Origin of the sequence: Psychrobacter sp. AT9 (assembly GCF_047272965.1) — a bacterium.
GTDB classification, from domain to species: Bacteria; Pseudomonadota; Gammaproteobacteria; order Pseudomonadales; family Moraxellaceae; genus Psychrobacter; species Psychrobacter glaciei.
Genome location: NZ_JBKOTW010000001.1, coordinates 1,096,158 through 1,113,307 on the forward strand (window position 1 = coordinate 1,096,158; position 17,150 = coordinate 1,113,307).

13 protein-coding genes and 1 pseudogene are annotated in these 17,150 nt (G+C 43.9%); 5 read left to right on the plus strand and 9 right to left on the minus strand.

Annotated features, from left to right (window positions below):
- Nucleotides 1-200 precede the first annotated feature (200 nt).
- Nucleotides 201-923 carry a Bax inhibitor-1/YccA family membrane protein gene (locus ACMFL8_RS04810; protein WP_010199412.1) on the minus strand — a complete coding sequence of 241 codons (723 nt, stop codon included), beginning with the start codon at nt 921-923 and terminating at the stop codon, nt 201-203.
- Between the two features lie 298 nt (nt 924-1,221).
- Between ACMFL8_RS04810 and ACMFL8_RS04815 the strand changes: the two genes are divergently transcribed.
- Nucleotides 1,222-2,226, plus strand: coding sequence for an NAD(+) kinase (locus ACMFL8_RS04815; protein ID WP_010199415.1), 1,005 nt, complete (start codon nt 1,222-1,224; stop codon nt 2,224-2,226).
- Nucleotides 2,227-2,264: 38 nt separating this feature from the next.
- The gene (locus ACMFL8_RS04820) at nt 2,265-2,576 is read left to right on the plus strand and encodes a YeaC family protein (protein WP_010199419.1); all 312 of its coding nucleotides are present in this window, start codon (nt 2,265-2,267) and stop codon (nt 2,574-2,576) included.
- A gap of 110 nt (nt 2,577-2,686) precedes the next feature.
- Here ACMFL8_RS04820 and ACMFL8_RS04825 read toward each other — a convergent pair whose 3' ends face one another.
- The 5 genes and pseudogenes from ACMFL8_RS04825 to ACMFL8_RS04845 form a co-directional block, all read right to left on the minus strand.
- Nucleotides 2,687-3,061 (minus strand): HopJ type III effector protein, encoded by a 375-nt coding sequence (locus tag ACMFL8_RS04825; protein ID WP_010199421.1) that lies wholly within the window; start codon nt 3,059-3,061, stop codon nt 2,687-2,689.
- A 194-nt stretch (nt 3,062-3,255) separates the two neighbouring features.
- A pseudogene (csrA, locus tag ACMFL8_RS04830) lies at nt 3,256-3,423 on the minus strand (carbon storage regulator CsrA); the annotation flags it as partial.
- A 360-nt stretch (nt 3,424-3,783) separates the two neighbouring features.
- A complete protein-coding gene (locus tag ACMFL8_RS04835; RefSeq protein ID WP_210540794.1) occupies nt 3,784-5,070 on the minus strand; it encodes an aspartate kinase in 1,287 nt (428 codons plus the stop codon).
- Between the two features lie 310 nt (nt 5,071-5,380).
- On the minus strand, nt 5,381-8,053 hold the full coding sequence (gene alaS, locus ACMFL8_RS04840) for an alanine--tRNA ligase (protein ID WP_413190250.1): 2,673 nt from the start codon (nt 8,051-8,053) through the stop codon (nt 5,381-5,383).
- 169 nt (nt 8,054-8,222) lie between these two features.
- Nucleotides 8,223-9,938: a TIGR00341 family protein gene (locus ACMFL8_RS04845; protein WP_413190251.1), complete on the minus strand. Its 1,716-nt coding sequence runs from the start codon at nt 9,936-9,938 to the stop codon at nt 8,223-8,225.
- A gap of 310 nt (nt 9,939-10,248) precedes the next feature.
- Between ACMFL8_RS04845 and ACMFL8_RS04850 the strand changes: the two genes are divergently transcribed.
- The gene (locus ACMFL8_RS04850; protein WP_189584363.1) at nt 10,249-10,461 is read left to right on the plus strand and encodes a hypothetical protein; all 213 of its coding nucleotides are present in this window, start codon (nt 10,249-10,251) and stop codon (nt 10,459-10,461) included.
- 202 nt (nt 10,462-10,663) lie between these two features.
- Here the strand turns inward: ACMFL8_RS04850 and ACMFL8_RS04855 are convergent, their stop codons facing one another.
- Nucleotides 10,664-11,917 (minus strand): L,D-transpeptidase family protein, encoded by a 1,254-nt coding sequence (locus ACMFL8_RS04855; RefSeq protein WP_413191367.1) that lies wholly within the window; start codon nt 11,915-11,917, stop codon nt 10,664-10,666.
- 475 nt (nt 11,918-12,392) lie between these two features.
- On the opposite strand from ACMFL8_RS04855, the gene prmB reads away from it, so the two are divergent.
- Together prmB and aroC are read left to right on the plus strand one after the other, a co-directional pair.
- The gene (gene prmB, locus ACMFL8_RS04860) at nt 12,393-13,559 is read left to right on the plus strand and encodes a 50S ribosomal protein L3 N(5)-glutamine methyltransferase (protein WP_194620136.1); all 1,167 of its coding nucleotides are present in this window, start codon (nt 12,393-12,395) and stop codon (nt 13,557-13,559) included.
- Between the two features lie 76 nt (nt 13,560-13,635).
- Nucleotides 13,636-14,739 (plus strand): chorismate synthase, encoded by a 1,104-nt coding sequence (gene aroC / locus ACMFL8_RS04865; protein ID WP_413190252.1) that lies wholly within the window; start codon nt 13,636-13,638, stop codon nt 14,737-14,739.
- Between the two features lie 207 nt (nt 14,740-14,946).
- On the opposite strand, the gene ACMFL8_RS04870 is transcribed toward aroC, so the two are convergent.
- Together ACMFL8_RS04870 and creC are read right to left on the minus strand one after the other, a co-directional pair.
- On the minus strand, nt 14,947-15,147 hold the full coding sequence (locus ACMFL8_RS04870; RefSeq protein WP_413190253.1) for a hypothetical protein: 201 nt from the start codon (nt 15,145-15,147) through the stop codon (nt 14,947-14,949).
- Nucleotides 15,148-15,308: 161 nt separating this feature from the next.
- Nucleotides 15,309-17,138 carry a two-component system sensor histidine kinase CreC gene (creC, locus tag ACMFL8_RS04875; protein ID WP_413190254.1) on the minus strand — a complete coding sequence of 610 codons (1,830 nt, stop codon included), beginning with the start codon at nt 17,136-17,138 and terminating at the stop codon, nt 15,309-15,311.
- Nucleotides 17,139-17,150 lie beyond the last annotated feature (12 nt).

Genomic DNA, 17,150 nt, shown 5'->3' on the forward strand with positions numbered 1-17,150 from the left:
TTTTTTGCCAATACATGGCGAAATTGCCTAACCTAGAACGACTAGGCGTCAAAAATTTCACTGCGTATTGTCTAAAAAATAGCCACTGCCAGTTCCACATTTGAATGTTCAACAGACCCTAGTTTCACCCATAAAAAAACCGCCTTTAGCAAAAGACGGTTTTTTATTTTAGGTGTCATTATTATTAGATAGGTTTTACATTAGTCTTGTAGGTAGCTGAGCAGACGCATAAATTCGATATACATCCATACTAGCGTCGCAAGAATACCGATACTAAATAACCATTCGTAGTCTTCAGAAATACCAGCTGCTACGCCGCGATCAATGTTATCAAAATCAAGTAATAGCGTAAAAGAAGCGATAACAATCACGAACAAACTGAAGCCAATAGCGATAACGCCACCTTCAAATAAGAAAGGTAAGCTTGAACCGAACGCTAAAGAAAGTACCCACTGCGCAACATAGACGAGCATGATGGCAATAAGCGCTGAGGTGACGATAGAGCGGAATTTCTGCGTTACCTTAACGAGACCAGAGCGATATAGCCCTAGCATAACGGCTGCTGTCACAAAGGTCGCACACATTGCCGTCACTGGCACGCTTGGATACATTCTCATAAAGAACAGCGAGATGCCGCCTAAGAAGATACCTTCTAAAAGTGCATAAGGGACGGCAAAGGTTTTGGCCTTTTGCGGTTTAAAAGTGATAAAAATCGCGAGACCAAAAGCGGCAAACATACTACCAAAGGCCGCCATGGTAATAAAGCTTTGTGATAGACCTGCCATCAGCGCATAAAAGAAAAAGCCGATACCAGTGATAGCAGATAAACCAAGCAACAAGCTGGTCTTTTGGATGACACCTTTGACGGTCATCGGCTGACCGCCGATCGCAAGCTCTGCGCGACTGACAATAGGATTGGCCATACATATGTCCTTAATTAAAAATGATATAAATTACTGCTACTTTAGCAAAAGCTCGGTTATTGTCAACTGTGTTTGCGTGACGGCTGTCGAGGCCTGATGCAGCTACGGTATGACTTATTTGTGTTTGATAGGCATTGATGCTCAGTAGCGCTGTAAACACGCTATAAAGGGGCGTGCAATGGTAGATATATGGGGTCGATTACGACAGTTAACAACGATAATTGATAAAACATGCTAGTTTAAGCGCTCATTTATCGCTATCATTACTCTGTACTTTACCGTTATTCCGAGTCGTTTTATGGAAAACTCCGCGCAGTCCGAAAGATTGCCACACTTACATGAATCAGAGCTGTTCCACGCCATCAAAAACCCTGCGTTTCGGCGTATTGGGCTAATGGGGCGCGCAGGCAAGCGCAGCGTCACCCAAAGTCTGGTGCAGATTGCCCAAACGATCAATGAGATGAATCTCACCTTGATAATGGACATGCAAACCGCCCATCTACCAACCTTGGATCTCACTGAGATTGAAAAAGTCAAAATCGTTAAGCGTAGCTTGATTGGTGAGATTTGTGATTTGGTCATCGTCGTCGGTGGTGATGGTTCCATATTGCATGCTGCTGAAGCACTGGCACGTTATCGCGTACCTGTGTTGGGTGTCAACCGTGGTCGTCTTGGATTTTTGGCCGATGTCAAACCTGACGAAGCTGCTTTTAAATTGCGTCAGGTATTGATGGGTGATTATCAGTTGGATCATCGGTTTCTACTGACGATGGAGATACGAGAAGGGCGCAACATCATCCATGAAGATATGGCGCTCAATGACATCGTATTGCATGCGGGTAAGTCGGTACATATGATTGATTTTCAATTGAAAATTGATGGTCATGATGTCTATAGGCAACACAGCGATGGCTTGATTGTTGCGACGCCTACCGGCTCGACAGCCTATGCACTCTCTGGTGGTGGGCCTATTATCCATCCGAGTATGGATGCGATATGTTTAGTGCCCATGCATCCGCATACCTTATCCAGCCGTCCAATTGTGGTCAGTGGTAATAGCGAAGTTTGTATTCGTATCCATGAGGACAATCGCACGCAACCAATGGTCAGTGCAGATGGCAAACCCAGCATACCACTCGATCAAGAGCAGCGGCTTTATATTCGTAAGCACCCTGATAAGCTGACGCTACTGCATCCACCAGGGTTTGATTTTTATGAAGCCTGCCGTACCAAATTACACTGGAATGTCCATGCCGAAGAATTCAGTCTTGATATCGATGATGATATTATGGATGATGAATAAAAGCAGTTGTCGTATAAAAAATAGTAGCGGAGAGTAAGATGGACAAGCAAACAATATTAGCAACACTAACGCCTGACATGGTCGATAAATTTCGTATGGCTATTGAGCTTGGCAAATGGCCGGATGGTCGCAAATTAACGGCTGAGCAGCGCGACACCTGTATGCAAGCAGTGATGGTTTGGGAACATGAGCACCTACCTGCTGCCGAGCGTACCGGTTATATTCATAAACCCGTAAAAGACAATGGCTCCATCGTCGGTGCTGAATGTGATGTGGAGCATGAGCATCATTATCCCAATATGCCCAATCCTAAAGGTGCTATCCAGCCGGTTAAATTTCTTGATAAATAAGCTTTGTGATAATGATAAATAAGCAAGAGTATCGCTAATCACAGCAGTAGTCGCTCAATAAAAAAGCCACGCTATATAATAGCGTGGCTTTTTTGCATGCTCAAAAATAATTAAAGTGCAGTAGTATCAACACTAGGGCGAACGGTCAATGGATTTTTTTGCATCAAAAACCCTTGCCAACCCCAATGTAAAAAGTTGCGAATATTGGCGTGGTCAGTACCGTTAGGCGTCGCTTGAACCTTGGCATAGTGCTCGCCGAATAGCTTTAGCGTGTCCAACTGATTCAGACCATGGTGCTTAGCAAAACCAAAAATCTTCGCACTACCTTCATTTTCACCCGCTGCATTATGCACCATACCATTAACGAAAGGAGCGGGCGCATAGCGATAAAAATCATCAATAAAACTGATGACATCATTGAATCCAATGGCTTTTTTATTCAAACCATTAAGTAGAGCCGATACATCTGATTGGCGGATACTCATAAATAAATGACCTCAGAGCAGATTAAAAAATACAGTATTTGTGTACACTGCTTATAAAAATATAATGCTTATATATATTCAATAATAATTATTGATTAAGCGTTAACTGTTATAGCTTAGCGATTGAAATAGTCTTCGTCATCAAATGAAGGCGCAAAACTGCCTTGCTCAAGATGCTGCATTTGCGACTGTACAGAACGCTCATGCTGAATACGTTGATAAATTTCTTCGCGGTGTACGGCAATGTCTTTTGGTGCATTAACACCGATACGCACCTGATTGCCTTTAACGCCCAAGACAGTCACACTGACCTCGTCGCCAATCATTAACGTTTCGCCCACGCGGCGTGTCAAAATTAACATGCGTCACACTCCTTATGTCGCATCAACAGATTATTACTCATCAGATTACATCTCAATTGCAGGACATTACCATCGCACTAGACATCTCTTGTATTTAACTTACAAGCTACTATGTCTAAAGTTAGGCGAATAGCGGTAATGATAGGTAGATTCATTTAGCCCAAATGAAAGCCCCATTATAGGGGGCATAACAGATACTGTCACGGGTTTTCACAAAACTATTAGCTATATACGAACCAGAGCAATAATAAAAAATAAAAATAGGATCTAATAAGACCCTATTTAATTAAATTTTACTAAAAGTAATCAATAGCTTTTTAATTGATAACTATTAACTCTGGCACATGCTCGTTATAGCATTTATAGTCCAGCGATTTTGCTTTCACCGTCTTCACGATCAAGGCCAAATGCGGTGTGTAATGACTTAACGGCTTTTTCCAAGTGTTGGTCTTGAATCAGCACAGACACTTTGATTTCGCTGGTCGATATCATTTGAATATTGATGTTGTTTTCGGCTAAGGTTTGGAACATTAGGCTGGCAACACCTGCGTGTGAGCGCATGCCAACGCCAACCAATGAGACTTTAACAACTTCGCTGTTACCTGATATCTCTTTTGCACCAATCTCATTTTTGACTTCTTCATTAAGCACTTTTAGCGTCTTGTCTAAGTCAGTGCGATTAACCGTGAAGGTAAAGTCGGTGGTACCATTATCCGAAAGGTTTTGGACGATCATATCGATTTCGATATTGGCACGACCAATTGGGCTTAAGATAGCAGAAGCGATGCCAGGGTGGTCAGGCACGCCGCGTACTAAGATTTTTGCTTCGTCTCTATTGAACGCGATACCTGAGATGATTGCCTGTTCCATATTGTCTCCTTCGTCTATCGTAATTAGGGTGCCCACGTTGTCTTGAAACTCTTGGTCAAAGCTGCCGTCAGTATTTTCATCAAAGCTAGAGAGTACACGCAGTGGCACGCCGTACTTACCAGCGAATTCTACCGAACGAATCTGTAGAATTTTAGAACCAAGACTGGCCATCTCAAGCATTTCTTCAAAGGTGATTTTTTCAAGCTTTTTGGCTTTTGAGGTAACGCGTGGATCAGTGGTATAGACGCCATCGACGTCGGTATAAATCTGACACTCATCAGCACCCAAAGCCGCTGCAATCGCAACGCCTGTCGTATCAGAGCCGCCACGCCCTAGTGTGGTTGCATTGCCTTCGTCGTCGATACCTTGAAAGCCTGCCACAATGACGATATTGCCAGCATCTAGCTGTTCGCGTATGTTTTTGTCGTCGATACTTTCGATACGCGCTTTGTTGTGCGAGCTATCAGTTTTGATCGGCACTTGACGACCAGTAAATGAACGGGCGCCAATACCAAGCTCTTTAATTGCCATGGCCAGCAGTGAGATAGAAACCTGCTCACCCGTTGAGACCATTTGATCGTATTCACGAGGGTCAGGCTGAGAGCTAATTTGGCGGGCCAGATCAATCAAACGGTTGGTTTCGCCGCTCATGGCAGAGACCACGACAACCACTTGATGACCATTGTCATGCCAGCGTTTGACTCGTTTCGCGACGTTTTTGATGCGGTCGATACTGCCCATCGAGGTGCCGCCATACTTCTGTACTATTAACGCCATAAAAATCTACCTATTATTCAATAATGACCTTTTATTATCATCGATAAGAGTCAACATGATACTCGTCAATGTTTATATAGATAAAGCCAGATTATAAGAGTTACGCCCTATGTCTTTCATTCATATAGTGGTATTTGCTTCAACCTCAGTGAATGAGTAATATCTTCAAACGTCGACCTTTATACCATATCTACAGCGTAACTTTAAGTCTCAGTACTACTTAGATATATGGCGATTGGTTATAATGGTTATAACCAATCACGTATTCTATGCGTTATAGATCAGCGTGAAGCTCCGTGTTTTTGCCAACTTAGCTAAGCTGGGCTTCAATCCAAGCAGGTAGCGCATTGATAACCGCTGCACTGTTACCAGATTTAGGTGCGCCGCCCTGTGCGTAGTCAGGCTTACCGCCGCCTTTGCCGCCAAGCTCACCCGCCAAATGACGAATGATATCACCGGCTTTCACTTTAGCAGTGACAGACTTTGCTACGCTAGCTGCTAGCGCTAACTGGTCATCTTTGTCACCAATTAATACAATGACGCTATCAGGCAGTTTTGACTTGATATCGTCCATCAGCGTACGAATCGATTTGCCATCAACACCGCTTAAGGTACTGATAAGAACTGGCGTACCTGCGATAGTCTGTACGTCGTCGAGTAAGTTCGCTGCTTGTGCGCTGGCTATTTTTTGCTGCAAACGCTCTAGTTGTTTTTCTAGATCGCGCTGCTTATCTGCCATGGTACGGACACGCTGAGCAACTTCAGGGCGTTTTACTTTAAGCTGACTGGCAAGCTCGCTCAATTGTTGTTCGCTTTGCTGAATGTTTTTGACCGCATTCATACCAGTGACGGCTTCAATACGGCGGATACCAGCTGCAATACCTGATTCGCTAGTAATTTTAAGCACACCGATATCACCAGTACGCTGTACATGCAACCCACCACATAGCTCGATAGAGAAGGGCTTGCGTTGACCATCAACGATAGTGTCTGTACCCATAGTCAGTACGCGAACGTCACTGCCGTACTTTTCGCCAAATAATGCCATTGCACCGTTTTTCATGGCGTCATCAATCGACATATTCTCAATACGGGCAGGAGTGTTGGCTTGGATTTGTTCATTAACGAGACGTTCGATACGGCTAATTTCAGCAATACTGACGGGCTTGTCATAAGAGAAGTCAAAACGTAAGACTTCGCTTGAAACCAATGAGCCTTTTTGCGTGACCGCGTCGCCCAATACTTCTCTTAGCGCTGCATGCAATAGATGCGTGGCTGAGTGGTTTTTGGCACTGGCCGCACGGATGCTAGAGAGTACTTGTGCTTCAGCCGTTTGCTTAGTGCTAATGTCGCCCATGGTCACGACACCATAATGGATAATCGCCTGACCAGATTTTTTGGTATCTTGTACTTCAAAGACCCCTGATGCAGTGCGGATTTCACCAAGCTCACCAACTTGACCACCACCTTCAGCATAAAATGGTGTGCGATCAAGTACCACAACGCCTTCCATACCTTCCGTCAAGCTGTCTGCTGGATTGCCGTCTTGATAAAGCGCGTCAACAGTCACGCCATCTTCTTCAAGCTGTTCATAGCCGATGAATGTCGTTGGCGTCTCTACTTGGATAACGCTGCTGTAATCGACGTCGAATTTGCCAGCATCACGCGCACGCTCACGTTGTGCTTGCATATGCTCATCAAATTCTGCTTCATCAATAGCAATACCGCGCTCGCGAGTGATATCAGCGGTCAAATCAAGCGGGAAACCATACGTATCATAGAGCTTAAAGGCTGCTTCACCAGAGAGCGTATCGCCATCTTGCAACCCTTCAAGTTCGCTGGCAAGCAAACGCAGACCTTGTGCCAAGGTTTTAGCAAACTGTGCTTCTTCTTTTTGAATGGCGTTTTCGATGACGCTTTGTTTGTCTTTTAGCTCAGGGTAGGCTGTGCCCATTTCAGCCACGAGTGGGGCTACCATTTTGTAGAAAAAGTCACTATCAGCGCCCAGCTTATTGCCATGACGTACGGCGCGGCGAATCACACGGCGCAGCACATAGCCACGCCCTTCGTTACTTGGCATGACGCCATCAGCGATTAAGAATGACACGGCACGAATATGATCTGCGATGACTTTTAAGGATGATTGCTGTTCATTATCAATCTCTAAAATCTCAGCAGCAGCATCCATCAAATGAGTGAATAAATCTATCTCATAGTTGCCATGCACGCCTTGCATGATGGCACTAATACGCTCAAGTCCCATGCCCGTATCGACACTTGGGGCTGGTAGCGGTAACAATGTACCGTCCTTTTGACGGTTAAACTGCATAAATACGCAATTCCAAATCTCAATATAGCGATCGCCATCTTCTTCAGGCGTGCCAGGCAAGCCACCTTCGATATCGGCACCGTGGTCATAAAAGACTTCGGTACAAGGGCCACAAGGACCCGTGTCGCCCATCGTCCAAAAGTTATCAGAGGCATAAGGCGCGCCTTTATTATCGCCAATACGGATAATGCGCTCACTTGGAATACCGATGTTCTTATTCCAAATATCAAAGGCTTCGTCATCGGTTTCATATATAGTGACATACAAGCGGTCTTTATCAATCGCTAGCCATTTATCTGACGTCAAAAACTCCCAAATGTATTCAATACCTGCTTGCTTGAAATAATCACCAAAGGAGAAGTTGCCAAGCATTTCAAAGAAAGTATGATGACGGGCGGTGTAGCCGACATTATCCAAATCATTGTGTTTACCGCCAGCACGTACGCACTTTTGCGACGTCACCGCACGTGTATAGTCGCGTGGTTCCATACCCAAAAAGGTTTCTTTAAACTGATTCATACCGGCATTGGTAAACAGCAATGTCGGATCATTATGTGGAATCAAACTAGACGAAGAAACAGGGGTATGCTGCTTGCTTATAAAAAAATCGATAAAAGCTTGACGAATATCGGCTGAGCGAAATGGCTGGCTCACAGCGGCTCCTTACTGACGGATGGGATTAAAGATGGCTTTAATATAAAAAAGGATTAAATAATTTTGCAAGCGATTTTAGCACAAACGCCTAAGCTCTTGGTACAAGAGTTACAACTGCTGCGTTATTCTGCGTCTCTAGATAGTCGATGGTTTTGGTAGCGTATAAAAGCTAATTGGTCAAAATCGCCGCATCTGTCTTGTCGAGTTTGTCTTGTATCAATGGATCCGATTCAATTACTTGCACCGGCAAGTAGCGTAATTGTATTTTGATCGGTAAATAATCAGGGAAATTTTCCGCCATGTCTTGGGTAATAGCGGCTTCAATTTGGCGGACATCGTAATAGCTAGGAGTGGTCTCACCGCGAATAACAGCACGAACGATTTGATTTTTTTCCGCCGTATCGAACTGGGTGTTGGTCAGTACATTACCTTTGTCAATAAAGTAGCTGTTGATCGCCTCTTTGACACTGCTTTCAAAGACTTGTTGCTTGGCATTAGTTTGTAGATTGATAGTCAGATAAGTACCCAGTCCTGCTAATAACAGCAAAGTCACGGCATTACGTTGCAAAAAAGTCAGATAAGTATTGGATTTATAATCGTCCTTCACCAAACGGCGGAAACCTAAAACCCACAACACAAGCGCATTGGTAAATTGGATCGCAATAATGTTGGTAATGGCCAACAGTAGGGCACCAAAGCCAAGCTGAATCTCACTATTGGCAAATAAAATACCACTGGCGGCAAGAGGTGGCACTAAGGCCGTGGCGACTGCCACACCCACGACGGCGACTGATAAGTGCGGTGACACCATCGCATAAGCACCAGCAGTACCACCCGCTAAGGCAATCATTAAGTCCATGGAAGTGGGCTGGGTACGCGATAGTATCTCTGTCGTCAACGGTTGATCTTTGTGCAGCCAACCAACGATGAAACCGACCAATACGACCAGTGAGATACCAGCAATAACCGTAATAAGCGACTTACGTAACAGCGGCGCACGGTAGTCGATAATCGCTAGCGCCACTCCTGTGATCGGACCTAACATCATGGCGACCAACATCGCACCAATGACGACAGCGGCTGAATTGGTCACCAACCCGTAACTGGCGATGATGGCAGAAAGTATGTTCATGATGAAATACATTTTGCTGGGCAGCGCATTTGCTTCAATTCTGACGCGTACTTCTGGATAGTCTACCTTTTGATTATTAAACTGCTCAGCGACAAATTGCTTATAAGACTCTAGTTTGGCTTCTTTTTGTTCTTTGACTTCGTCCTCTTCCTCACCGTCTTTATTTTGCGCCTTTACCATAGTATTTGTATCTGGCGCAGCGTTGGCGTCATTGATTTTTTCTACATTCGTATTTTCTACGGACATGTTTTCGTCTGTCTTAGAATAAGTTGCATCTGATGTCGGTTCATTATGACTGGCTTTGCTAGCAGTATTCAGCGCCGCAGAATCGTTAGCATCCTCTGCTTCAACTGTGGCTTCATCGACTAGCGGCTCCTGACCATTTTCAGTATGTTGTTTTTCTACATCATCAGCACTTGACGCGCCAACTTCTGTTTTTTCCATGTCGGCAGACGCTTGGGTTTCTGGCTCCGATGTTTCAACGCTCGCAATCACCACATCCGGTCCAAGCGATTCCATTGTTACTTTAGCTTGAGGCGGCTGTGCACCTAGGGTTTTTTGCTCGATACCGTCTTGCTCAATGTCGCTTTCAGGATTCGTTAAATTTTCACTATTTAAAGCTTCACTATTTACAGTTTCATCAGTCGCATTTGTATGAGCAACAGATTCTGATACCTGTTGAAGGTCAATCTCGTCTGAGGCGTCTTTTGTCGTTGCTGACTCAACAGGTAACTGTTTATGAGATAAGGTCATAGCGGAAAACTTTCTTAGAGAATGACAGAAAGTCACTATTGTAATGATAAATTTAGAAAAGCGTATAAGTTTTTTACGACTAGGCAGGCGGGAAATAAGCAGATATAAAATCAACTGATAGCTGATAAAAGCAATGTATTTTGCTATTTCTTGCAATGAATACTATTGTAGATAAATCCTTAATTATATTGGGGTCTTTATGCTAGGTCACCCGATATAACTGGCTTGAAGGTTTTAATTAAATACTTACTTTTTTTGTGGGTTTAGTGTATAAAGGTATTATATCCACAACAAAAATGAGGAATAAATTATGAACTGGCCATTATTTTCTGTCATCTATGCAATCGCCTCAACAGTTACCATTGGTGTCTTTATGATTGGCGCCTTGGTCACAGGGTTCAATGAGATACCCCATATCCAAATGGCAGTAGCAGCGGGTATTTTGTGCTCTATTCCTGCAGGCTTATTTTTCACCAAAAAAGTCGGCAGCATTACTGGTAACGAGGAAGGTTACAAAGTATAAGGCGCAGCACGATGGGCAATTCTAAAATTCCTTGACTATATTTTACATTGATATTTTTTCTGCTGATTTATGAACGATGTGTCAGTGTTTGGTGAAATTTAGCCATAAAAAAAGACCCTACCAAGAGGGTCTTTTTTGTTTAGTATTTCTGATTGCTTATTCAATCGACGAATACGAGTGGTACATTCGTCGTTAAGCCAATTTAGTTAAGGACAACAGTTGCGCCGTTTTCGATATTGGCATAAACCTCTAACACATCCCAGTTGGTCAAACGTACACAACCTGCTGACCCTTGGCGACTGATACCTTCAGGTACTGGTGAGCCATGTAAGCCATAAGAAGGTTTAGACATTCCCATCCATACCACACCTACTGGATTGTTCGGTCCAGGCGGTAACATATGAATTTTCTTTTGAGCACCTTCGCCAACGGTTGCTTTATACCAAGGCATTTTGACTTTATTGATGATTTTAAATGTACCTTTTGGTGATGGTGTGGCATCACTACCAACAGTCGTTGGGTAAGTGGCAACCAGTTTATCATCATTGTAAGCGTACAGCGTTTTGTCTGCTTTATTGGCAACCACGCGATTGATACGTTGATTGAGCTTTTCACGAGTATTCAATACGGTGATTGTCTCACCAGCGGTATACGTTTTATTTTTATTGAGCTTGTCTAAATAACGTACGTCCATGTGGAAGCGCTCACCCAGCATCTCTTTGATATCTTGGTAATACAAGCCTTTCATTTTTGACTTTGCTTCTGAACCAGAAGGAGTGGCCGCGAAGTTGGTTTTTATATCATCCTCAGTCAGCGTATAAGTCACTAGCACCGGCTTATTAGGAGCGATGTTTTTAACCAAGGCATTCCAAGTTTTTTGATCCATTTTTCCGGTTGGTGGCAAGCCTTTCATGGTTTGGAAATTGATCAGGGCTTTTTTGCTGTTCATACCCCAGCCGCCATCGATAGGACCAGGAGAAGCATGGTTCCAATCGAGCAATGCCTGCATCTTAATGGTCATCGCTGAGTTAACCTTCATGCTTGGTGACCAAACAGCATCGTTAACTTGTGTGGCGTAGTTGGACAAGTTTAGCGTGGTATATCTTTTGCCATCTTTGTCTTCGATGTTTTTGATGGTGGGGTCATCACTGAAGTCTTGACGTTTTTCGCTGTCAGGCAATTCAAAAGCTAAAGGGTCAGATGAGTCAATAGACGAGACATCGCTAGGGGCGGCAACGGCCTGACCTTCGCTCATATCGTCAGTTCTGTCAGATTGCTCATCCTTACGGGTCAGCTCTTCTGCGCTTATGTTATCAGCAGTGGCTGCTGGCGCTGACGGCTTAGTCTTTTGCTTTGAATCAATCAATTGCGTCATGCGGTCAGCTGGTTTTGCGGCAGTGACAGGAGCGCGACTCTCTTGCACATTAAGGCTGACTTTCTTGGCGATACTAGGCATTGAGTCAGCGGTGCGTACTGGCAATGTGCGAGTACTGTCAGCGGTGGCAGCAAATGCAGTAGCACTGGCGCTAACAACAACGATAGATATGGCAGTAATAAGCGGTTTTATTTTCATCATATTGAGTTACTTGTGGTTGCTACTAATGAAGCTATTATGCGCATAATTAATAAGCTTCGCAAACTTTTGACACATATTTTTATGTCCGTAGGGTGCTAAACGTCAACTGCTGACGTATTCACTACAGTTGGGCAATAATTTAGCCATGGTATGTATGAAGTTTTGCTGGATTTTAACGTAAGTCACTTGTTATATATGCTATTTTTTTTACACTAAAAAGCACAGTGATTGGCGCTATCTAGCGTTTGCGTCTATAATGGTTGGCTAGATTCTTATTTAATAAGTCAGCTCATTATAAAGAGCAATTTAACTTACCCGCATGTCGTCAGTGGACATGTAATCAGCAAGGTGCGATATGTCAGAAGACCAAACAATGAGCGCAGAAGAGTTTCAAAATCAGTACCTCAACGACGATGGTCTAGAGGGTGGTATGGTATTTGATTCAGAGACTGGGCTTCTCGGTGAAGATGATCAATTTGCCAATTTGCCTGCAGAGCTCGAAGAAGCACGCGAGCAGCTGGTCAGTATTCGTGATTTTATACGTTTTTCGGTTACTCAGCTTCGTAATTATGATGTGGTCGTGGCTCAAGGAACGACTGATGAGTTTGCTGAAGCATCGGCGATAGTATTGCATTCTTTGTCGTTAGATTGGTCGGCGAATGAGCAGATTCTAGACTGCCGGTTGACTACATCAGAGAAGCAAGTGGTACTGAGCTTGCTAGAAGAGCGTATCGCTGAGCGTAAGCCTTTGAGCTATTTGATTAATTTATCGTACTTTTGTGATTTGCCTTTTTATGTCGATGAGCGGGTTTTGATTCCGCGTTCACCTGTGGCAGAGCTGATTCGTCAGCAGTTCCATCCGTACTTTGATACCAATGAGCTGGCCAAGCCATTGGGTATGAATGTCAACGATCAGGCAACCGCTTTTTACGATCATGGTTTAGATATCAAGCAACTATCGCAGCCTGAGCGTGTTTTAGACTTATGCACGGGTTCTGGTTGTATTGCGATTGCGATTGCAACACGTTTCGTCGATGCCTTGGTCGATGCCGTGGATATTGATAAAGGTGCGCTTGAAGTGGCGATGGTCAATGTAGATCACCATGATCTTGGTCATCAAGTGAATGTGATCGAGTCGGATCTGTTTGCCAAGATTCCTGCTGAAAATCAATACGAGCTTATCGTTACCAATCCTCCATATGTCGATGCTGCTATCATGGCAGATTTACCGCCTGAATTTTTATATGAGCCTGAGCACGCATTAGCGGCAGGTCAAGATGGACTGGATCTGGTACATCGCATTCTTTTTGAAGCACCAGATTACCTAAGCCCAGAAGGTCTACTTGTCTGTGAAGTGGGCGATAGCGAATGGGCACTAAAGCAAGCCTATCCTGAGATTCAGTTTGACTGGTTGAAGTTTGCTCATGGCGGTCATGGGGTGTTTGCGATTACCTATGATGAGCTAATGGCACATCGTCAGCTGTTTGCTCCTTTTGTGCAGATGTTAGACAGTCATCAATAAGTCTAGACTGGCAGTCAATAATTATAAATAATGGGTCAAATTAGCATAAGTTGCGTTTACTTGTTTAAGGATAAATATGGCAGGCAATAGTATTGGGCAAGTTTTTACGGTTACCACGTGCGGTGAGTCGCATGGTGCTGGTCTCATGGCAATCGTCGATGGCGTACCACCGGGTTTAGCATTATCCGCAGAAGATTTGCAGATTGATCTAGATCGCCGTAAACCGGGTACGTCTAAGTACTCGACCCAGCGCCGCGAGTCTGACGAAGTTGAGATTATCTCTGGTGTGTTTGAGGGTAAGACAACTGGCACGTCTATTGGCCTGCTGATTCGTAATACCAATCAAAAATCCAAAGACTACAGTGAAATTAAAGATACCTTCCGTCCTGGTCACGCCGATTATACTTATAGTATGAAGTATGGTTTTCGTGATTATCGTGGTGGCGGGCGCTCTTCGGCGCGTGAGACTGCGATGCGCGTGGCGGCAGGTGCTATCGCTAAGAAATATCTACAAGAACGCTTGGGTGTGCAAGTCCGTGGTCATGTCACCCAAATTGGCAATGAGTACAGCAATATCCTAGAACCTAGCAAAATCGATTGGGACTTTGTAAATAGTAACCCGTTCTTTTGTGCGGATGCCGATGCTGTCAGTCGCTTTGAGACTTTGATAGATAACCTACGCCGTGAAGGTACTAGCTGTGGTGCACGTTTAGAGATTATCGCTAGTGGTGTACCCGTTGGACTGGGTGAGCCAGTATTTGATCGTCTCGATGCAGATATTGCTCATGCCATGATGAGTATCAATGCGGTCAAAGGCGTTGAGGTCGGTGATGGTATGGCAGTCGCAGGGCAGTTTGGTCATAGCTCTCGTGATGAGCTGACGCCAGATGGCTTTACTGCCAATCATGCGGGTGGCATCTTAGGTGGTATCTCATCAGGACAAGATATCCGTGTCAGTATTGCACTTAAGCCAACCTCTAGTATTACGACGGCTGGCAAGAGTATCAATACGCAAGGCGAGTCGGTTGATATGCTCACCAAAGGTCGTCATGACCCTTGCGTTGGGGTACGTGCCACGCCCATTGCAGAAGCCATGCTAGCCATTGTTTTATTGGATCACTATCTGCGTCATCGCGGTCAAAATGCGGATGTGATGCAGCCAGTAGAGTCGATTACTTAGGGTAGCTTTTCGAATTATATCCTAGAGATTTAAGCCCTTGATTGTTTCTGATAATTTTATTAGAAACAACCAAGGGTTTTTTTGTGGAAGATTAAAAATGAGCGATTCAACAGGTAGGGCGCGATCAACAGACCCTAATAAAGTGGATTTACTTTGAAACAGATGCAGTGCGACTGGGATGAGTTTTTCGTAGCCTTAATAATAGTTCTAAGCAGCTACTTGATAATCATCAACCGCCACACACTGCTGATAGCGAAATACTAGTAGCAATTGCTGACTAGGAATTGCCAACCAATGGCCGAATTCGATACTATCGATGCCTTGGTTCGATAAGGCCTGCGCGCAATACTGACGATTGTAGCCTAAGCAATTTTTTATCATTTGGTTTTGGTTAGTAGATTTTTTCATAGCATTTCTATCCTTAGTTTTGATAACGAATTTGAATAACGCTATCGTAAAACAAGCAAATAGAAAATCTGTGTAGGAACGATGGAAATTTAATGAATTGTCGTTATTAATCATTTTATTTTTGAGTATAGAAAGTGAGCGCGTCTATTTTAGCCAAACATTTATTCTTTAGTTAAAGGCAAGGTAATACTGACCATCACGCCTGAATACTGCTTAATAGCAGCATTATTTTCAGTGAGAATGCTACTACTGTCATCATTATTTGCTTGAATATTGCTAATAGCGACCTGACCGCCGTGATGCTCAATAACTTGCTTGACCAAGGTTAAGCCAAGTCCCGTCCCTTTTTTTGGCGTATTACCAGACATGCTAGGCTGCGTTTGCTCAGTATCGGGAGTTGAACTTTTCTCTGTTGAAAATATTGATAGAGGCTCTGATGTAGTATCAGTAGATTGACTCTGGTGCGATAAACTGAAATAACGGTCGAATACTTTACCAACGGCGTAATCAGGTAATAATTTACCATTATTAAATATATCGATAGTCACAGTTTGCGCAGAATTGTTTTGCGCGGTGCTGTGCAGATAAATAGCGACTGTGCTATCGGCAAAATGAATGGCGTTATCCAATACGTTTTGCAGCACCTGTACCAACCAAAACTGATCAGCGCAAACGCTGGTATTTGCCAAGATATCTGGCGATAAAGTCACTGTTTCAGTAACCCGTTTATCATCAAGATAAATGCCGATAGGCGCTAGGTGCTGCTGTTGCAATTTAGCGGTGTTGTCTTTTGCAAGGGTTTGCAGTAACGATAGTAGAGGTGTCAGCTGCCGATTCAGCTTAAAGCTCGGTTGTTCAACCTTAGCAAGTAATAGCAAACGGTCAATTAATTGCTGCATTTTGATACTTTGTTCACCAATGGATTGGATGAGCATCTGTCGGTCTTCCTCATCAAGCCCGTCGTCTTCTAGCAACTCACTGCTGGCACGGATAGCGGTTAATGGGCTTTTGAGCTCATGGGTGAGGGTATGGACATAGTCGGTGACATAGGCACGATTTTCCAACCGATGCTTCATAGATTCAATGGTATTTGTTAGGCTGTTAAGCTCATGACCTAAGTAAAAATAGGGCTTTTTGGTATCCTCTGCCAGCGCACTGGTATATTGGGTAACCAAGGTGATGCTTTGCTTAAGCCACCATGCGACCAGTCCTGCTAATATTAGGGCAGCAATACTCATGAGCAGTGCTGTGATAAGCATGCGATTGCGCGTATTGTCCAAATAAGGCAACACGCTCGCGACAGGCTTGCCGACGCTGACGATACCAATCAGGTTGCCAGCGTTATTTTTTATCGGCTGCGCCACATACATGACCGTACCATCGCGCTGACTATGATCTCGTGTCGTACTTCTAGCGCCATATTGACCTTTTAAGGTTAAATAAACATCGTTCCAGCGACTATAATCTCGTCCTTCATCATTGTCGGGTTCAGGTAGAGAGTCGTATATGACGATGCCTTTATCATCTGTTACGTATATCCGAAAGCTGCTATAATTTTTATTTTTATACTCAGGCTCTTGAGTTTCGCCAATTACTGGCATGCCAATAAATGCCGCATCAAGTCTTCTTTGATAGGCATCATCGTATAGCTGCCCTGAAGACAGTGGCATCTGTAAACTTGCCGCCAGCAATTTGCTGGTATCTAATAACGTGTCTTCGATGACTTGCTGCGCCGTCGGTTTGACATAACCAAACAGTTGAGTAAATGCGACGACACCGCAGATAATCAACACCAACGCCAAGGCAAGCCAAATCCTAAAAAAAATACTCAAATTCAGTAGTCGTTTTGGTTTAGTCGTTTGCTGCGCGGTGCCAATGGGATGCAGTTTTGCATACCAATTGCTTTGGCTGGCATGAGTGCTATTGTCAGCCTTGTTATTAATATGAGTATTAGGGCGGCTATTCACGCTATTACTGGTTTTATGATTCATATTTTTAGGTAT

Coding starts and splice junctions, on each gene's coding strand:
- ACMFL8_RS04810 (WP_010199412.1), bottom strand. CDS start 923: ATGGCCAATCCTATTGTCAGTCGCGCAGAGCTTGCGATCGGCGGTCAG.
- ACMFL8_RS04815 (WP_010199415.1), top strand. CDS start 1,222: ATGGAAAACTCCGCGCAGTCCGAAAGATTGCCACACTTACATGAATCA.
- ACMFL8_RS04820 (WP_010199419.1), top strand. CDS start 2,265: ATGGACAAGCAAACAATATTAGCAACACTAACGCCTGACATGGTCGAT.
- ACMFL8_RS04825 (WP_010199421.1), bottom strand. CDS start 3,061: ATGAGTATCCGCCAATCAGATGTATCGGCTCTACTTAATGGTTTGAAT.
- ACMFL8_RS04835 (WP_210540794.1), bottom strand. CDS start 5,070: ATGGCGTTAATAGTACAGAAGTATGGCGGCACCTCGATGGGCAGTATC.
- ACMFL8_RS04845 (WP_413190251.1), bottom strand. CDS start 9,938: ATGACCTTATCTCATAAACAGTTACCTGTTGAGTCAGCAACGACAAAA.
- ACMFL8_RS04850 (WP_189584363.1), top strand. CDS start 10,249: ATGAACTGGCCATTATTTTCTGTCATCTATGCAATCGCCTCAACAGTT.
- ACMFL8_RS04855 (WP_413191367.1), bottom strand. CDS start 11,917: ATGCCTAGTATCGCCAAGAAAGTCAGCCTTAATGTGCAAGAGAGTCGC.
- prmB (WP_194620136.1), top strand. CDS start 12,393: ATGTCAGAAGACCAAACAATGAGCGCAGAAGAGTTTCAAAATCAGTAC.
- aroC (WP_413190252.1), top strand. CDS start 13,636: ATGGCAGGCAATAGTATTGGGCAAGTTTTTACGGTTACCACGTGCGGT.
- ACMFL8_RS04870 (WP_413190253.1), bottom strand. CDS start 15,147: ATGAAAAAATCTACTAACCAAAACCAAATGATAAAAAATTGCTTAGGC.
- creC (WP_413190254.1), bottom strand. CDS start 17,138: ATGAATCATAAAACCAGTAATAGCGTGAATAGCCGCCCTAATACTCAT.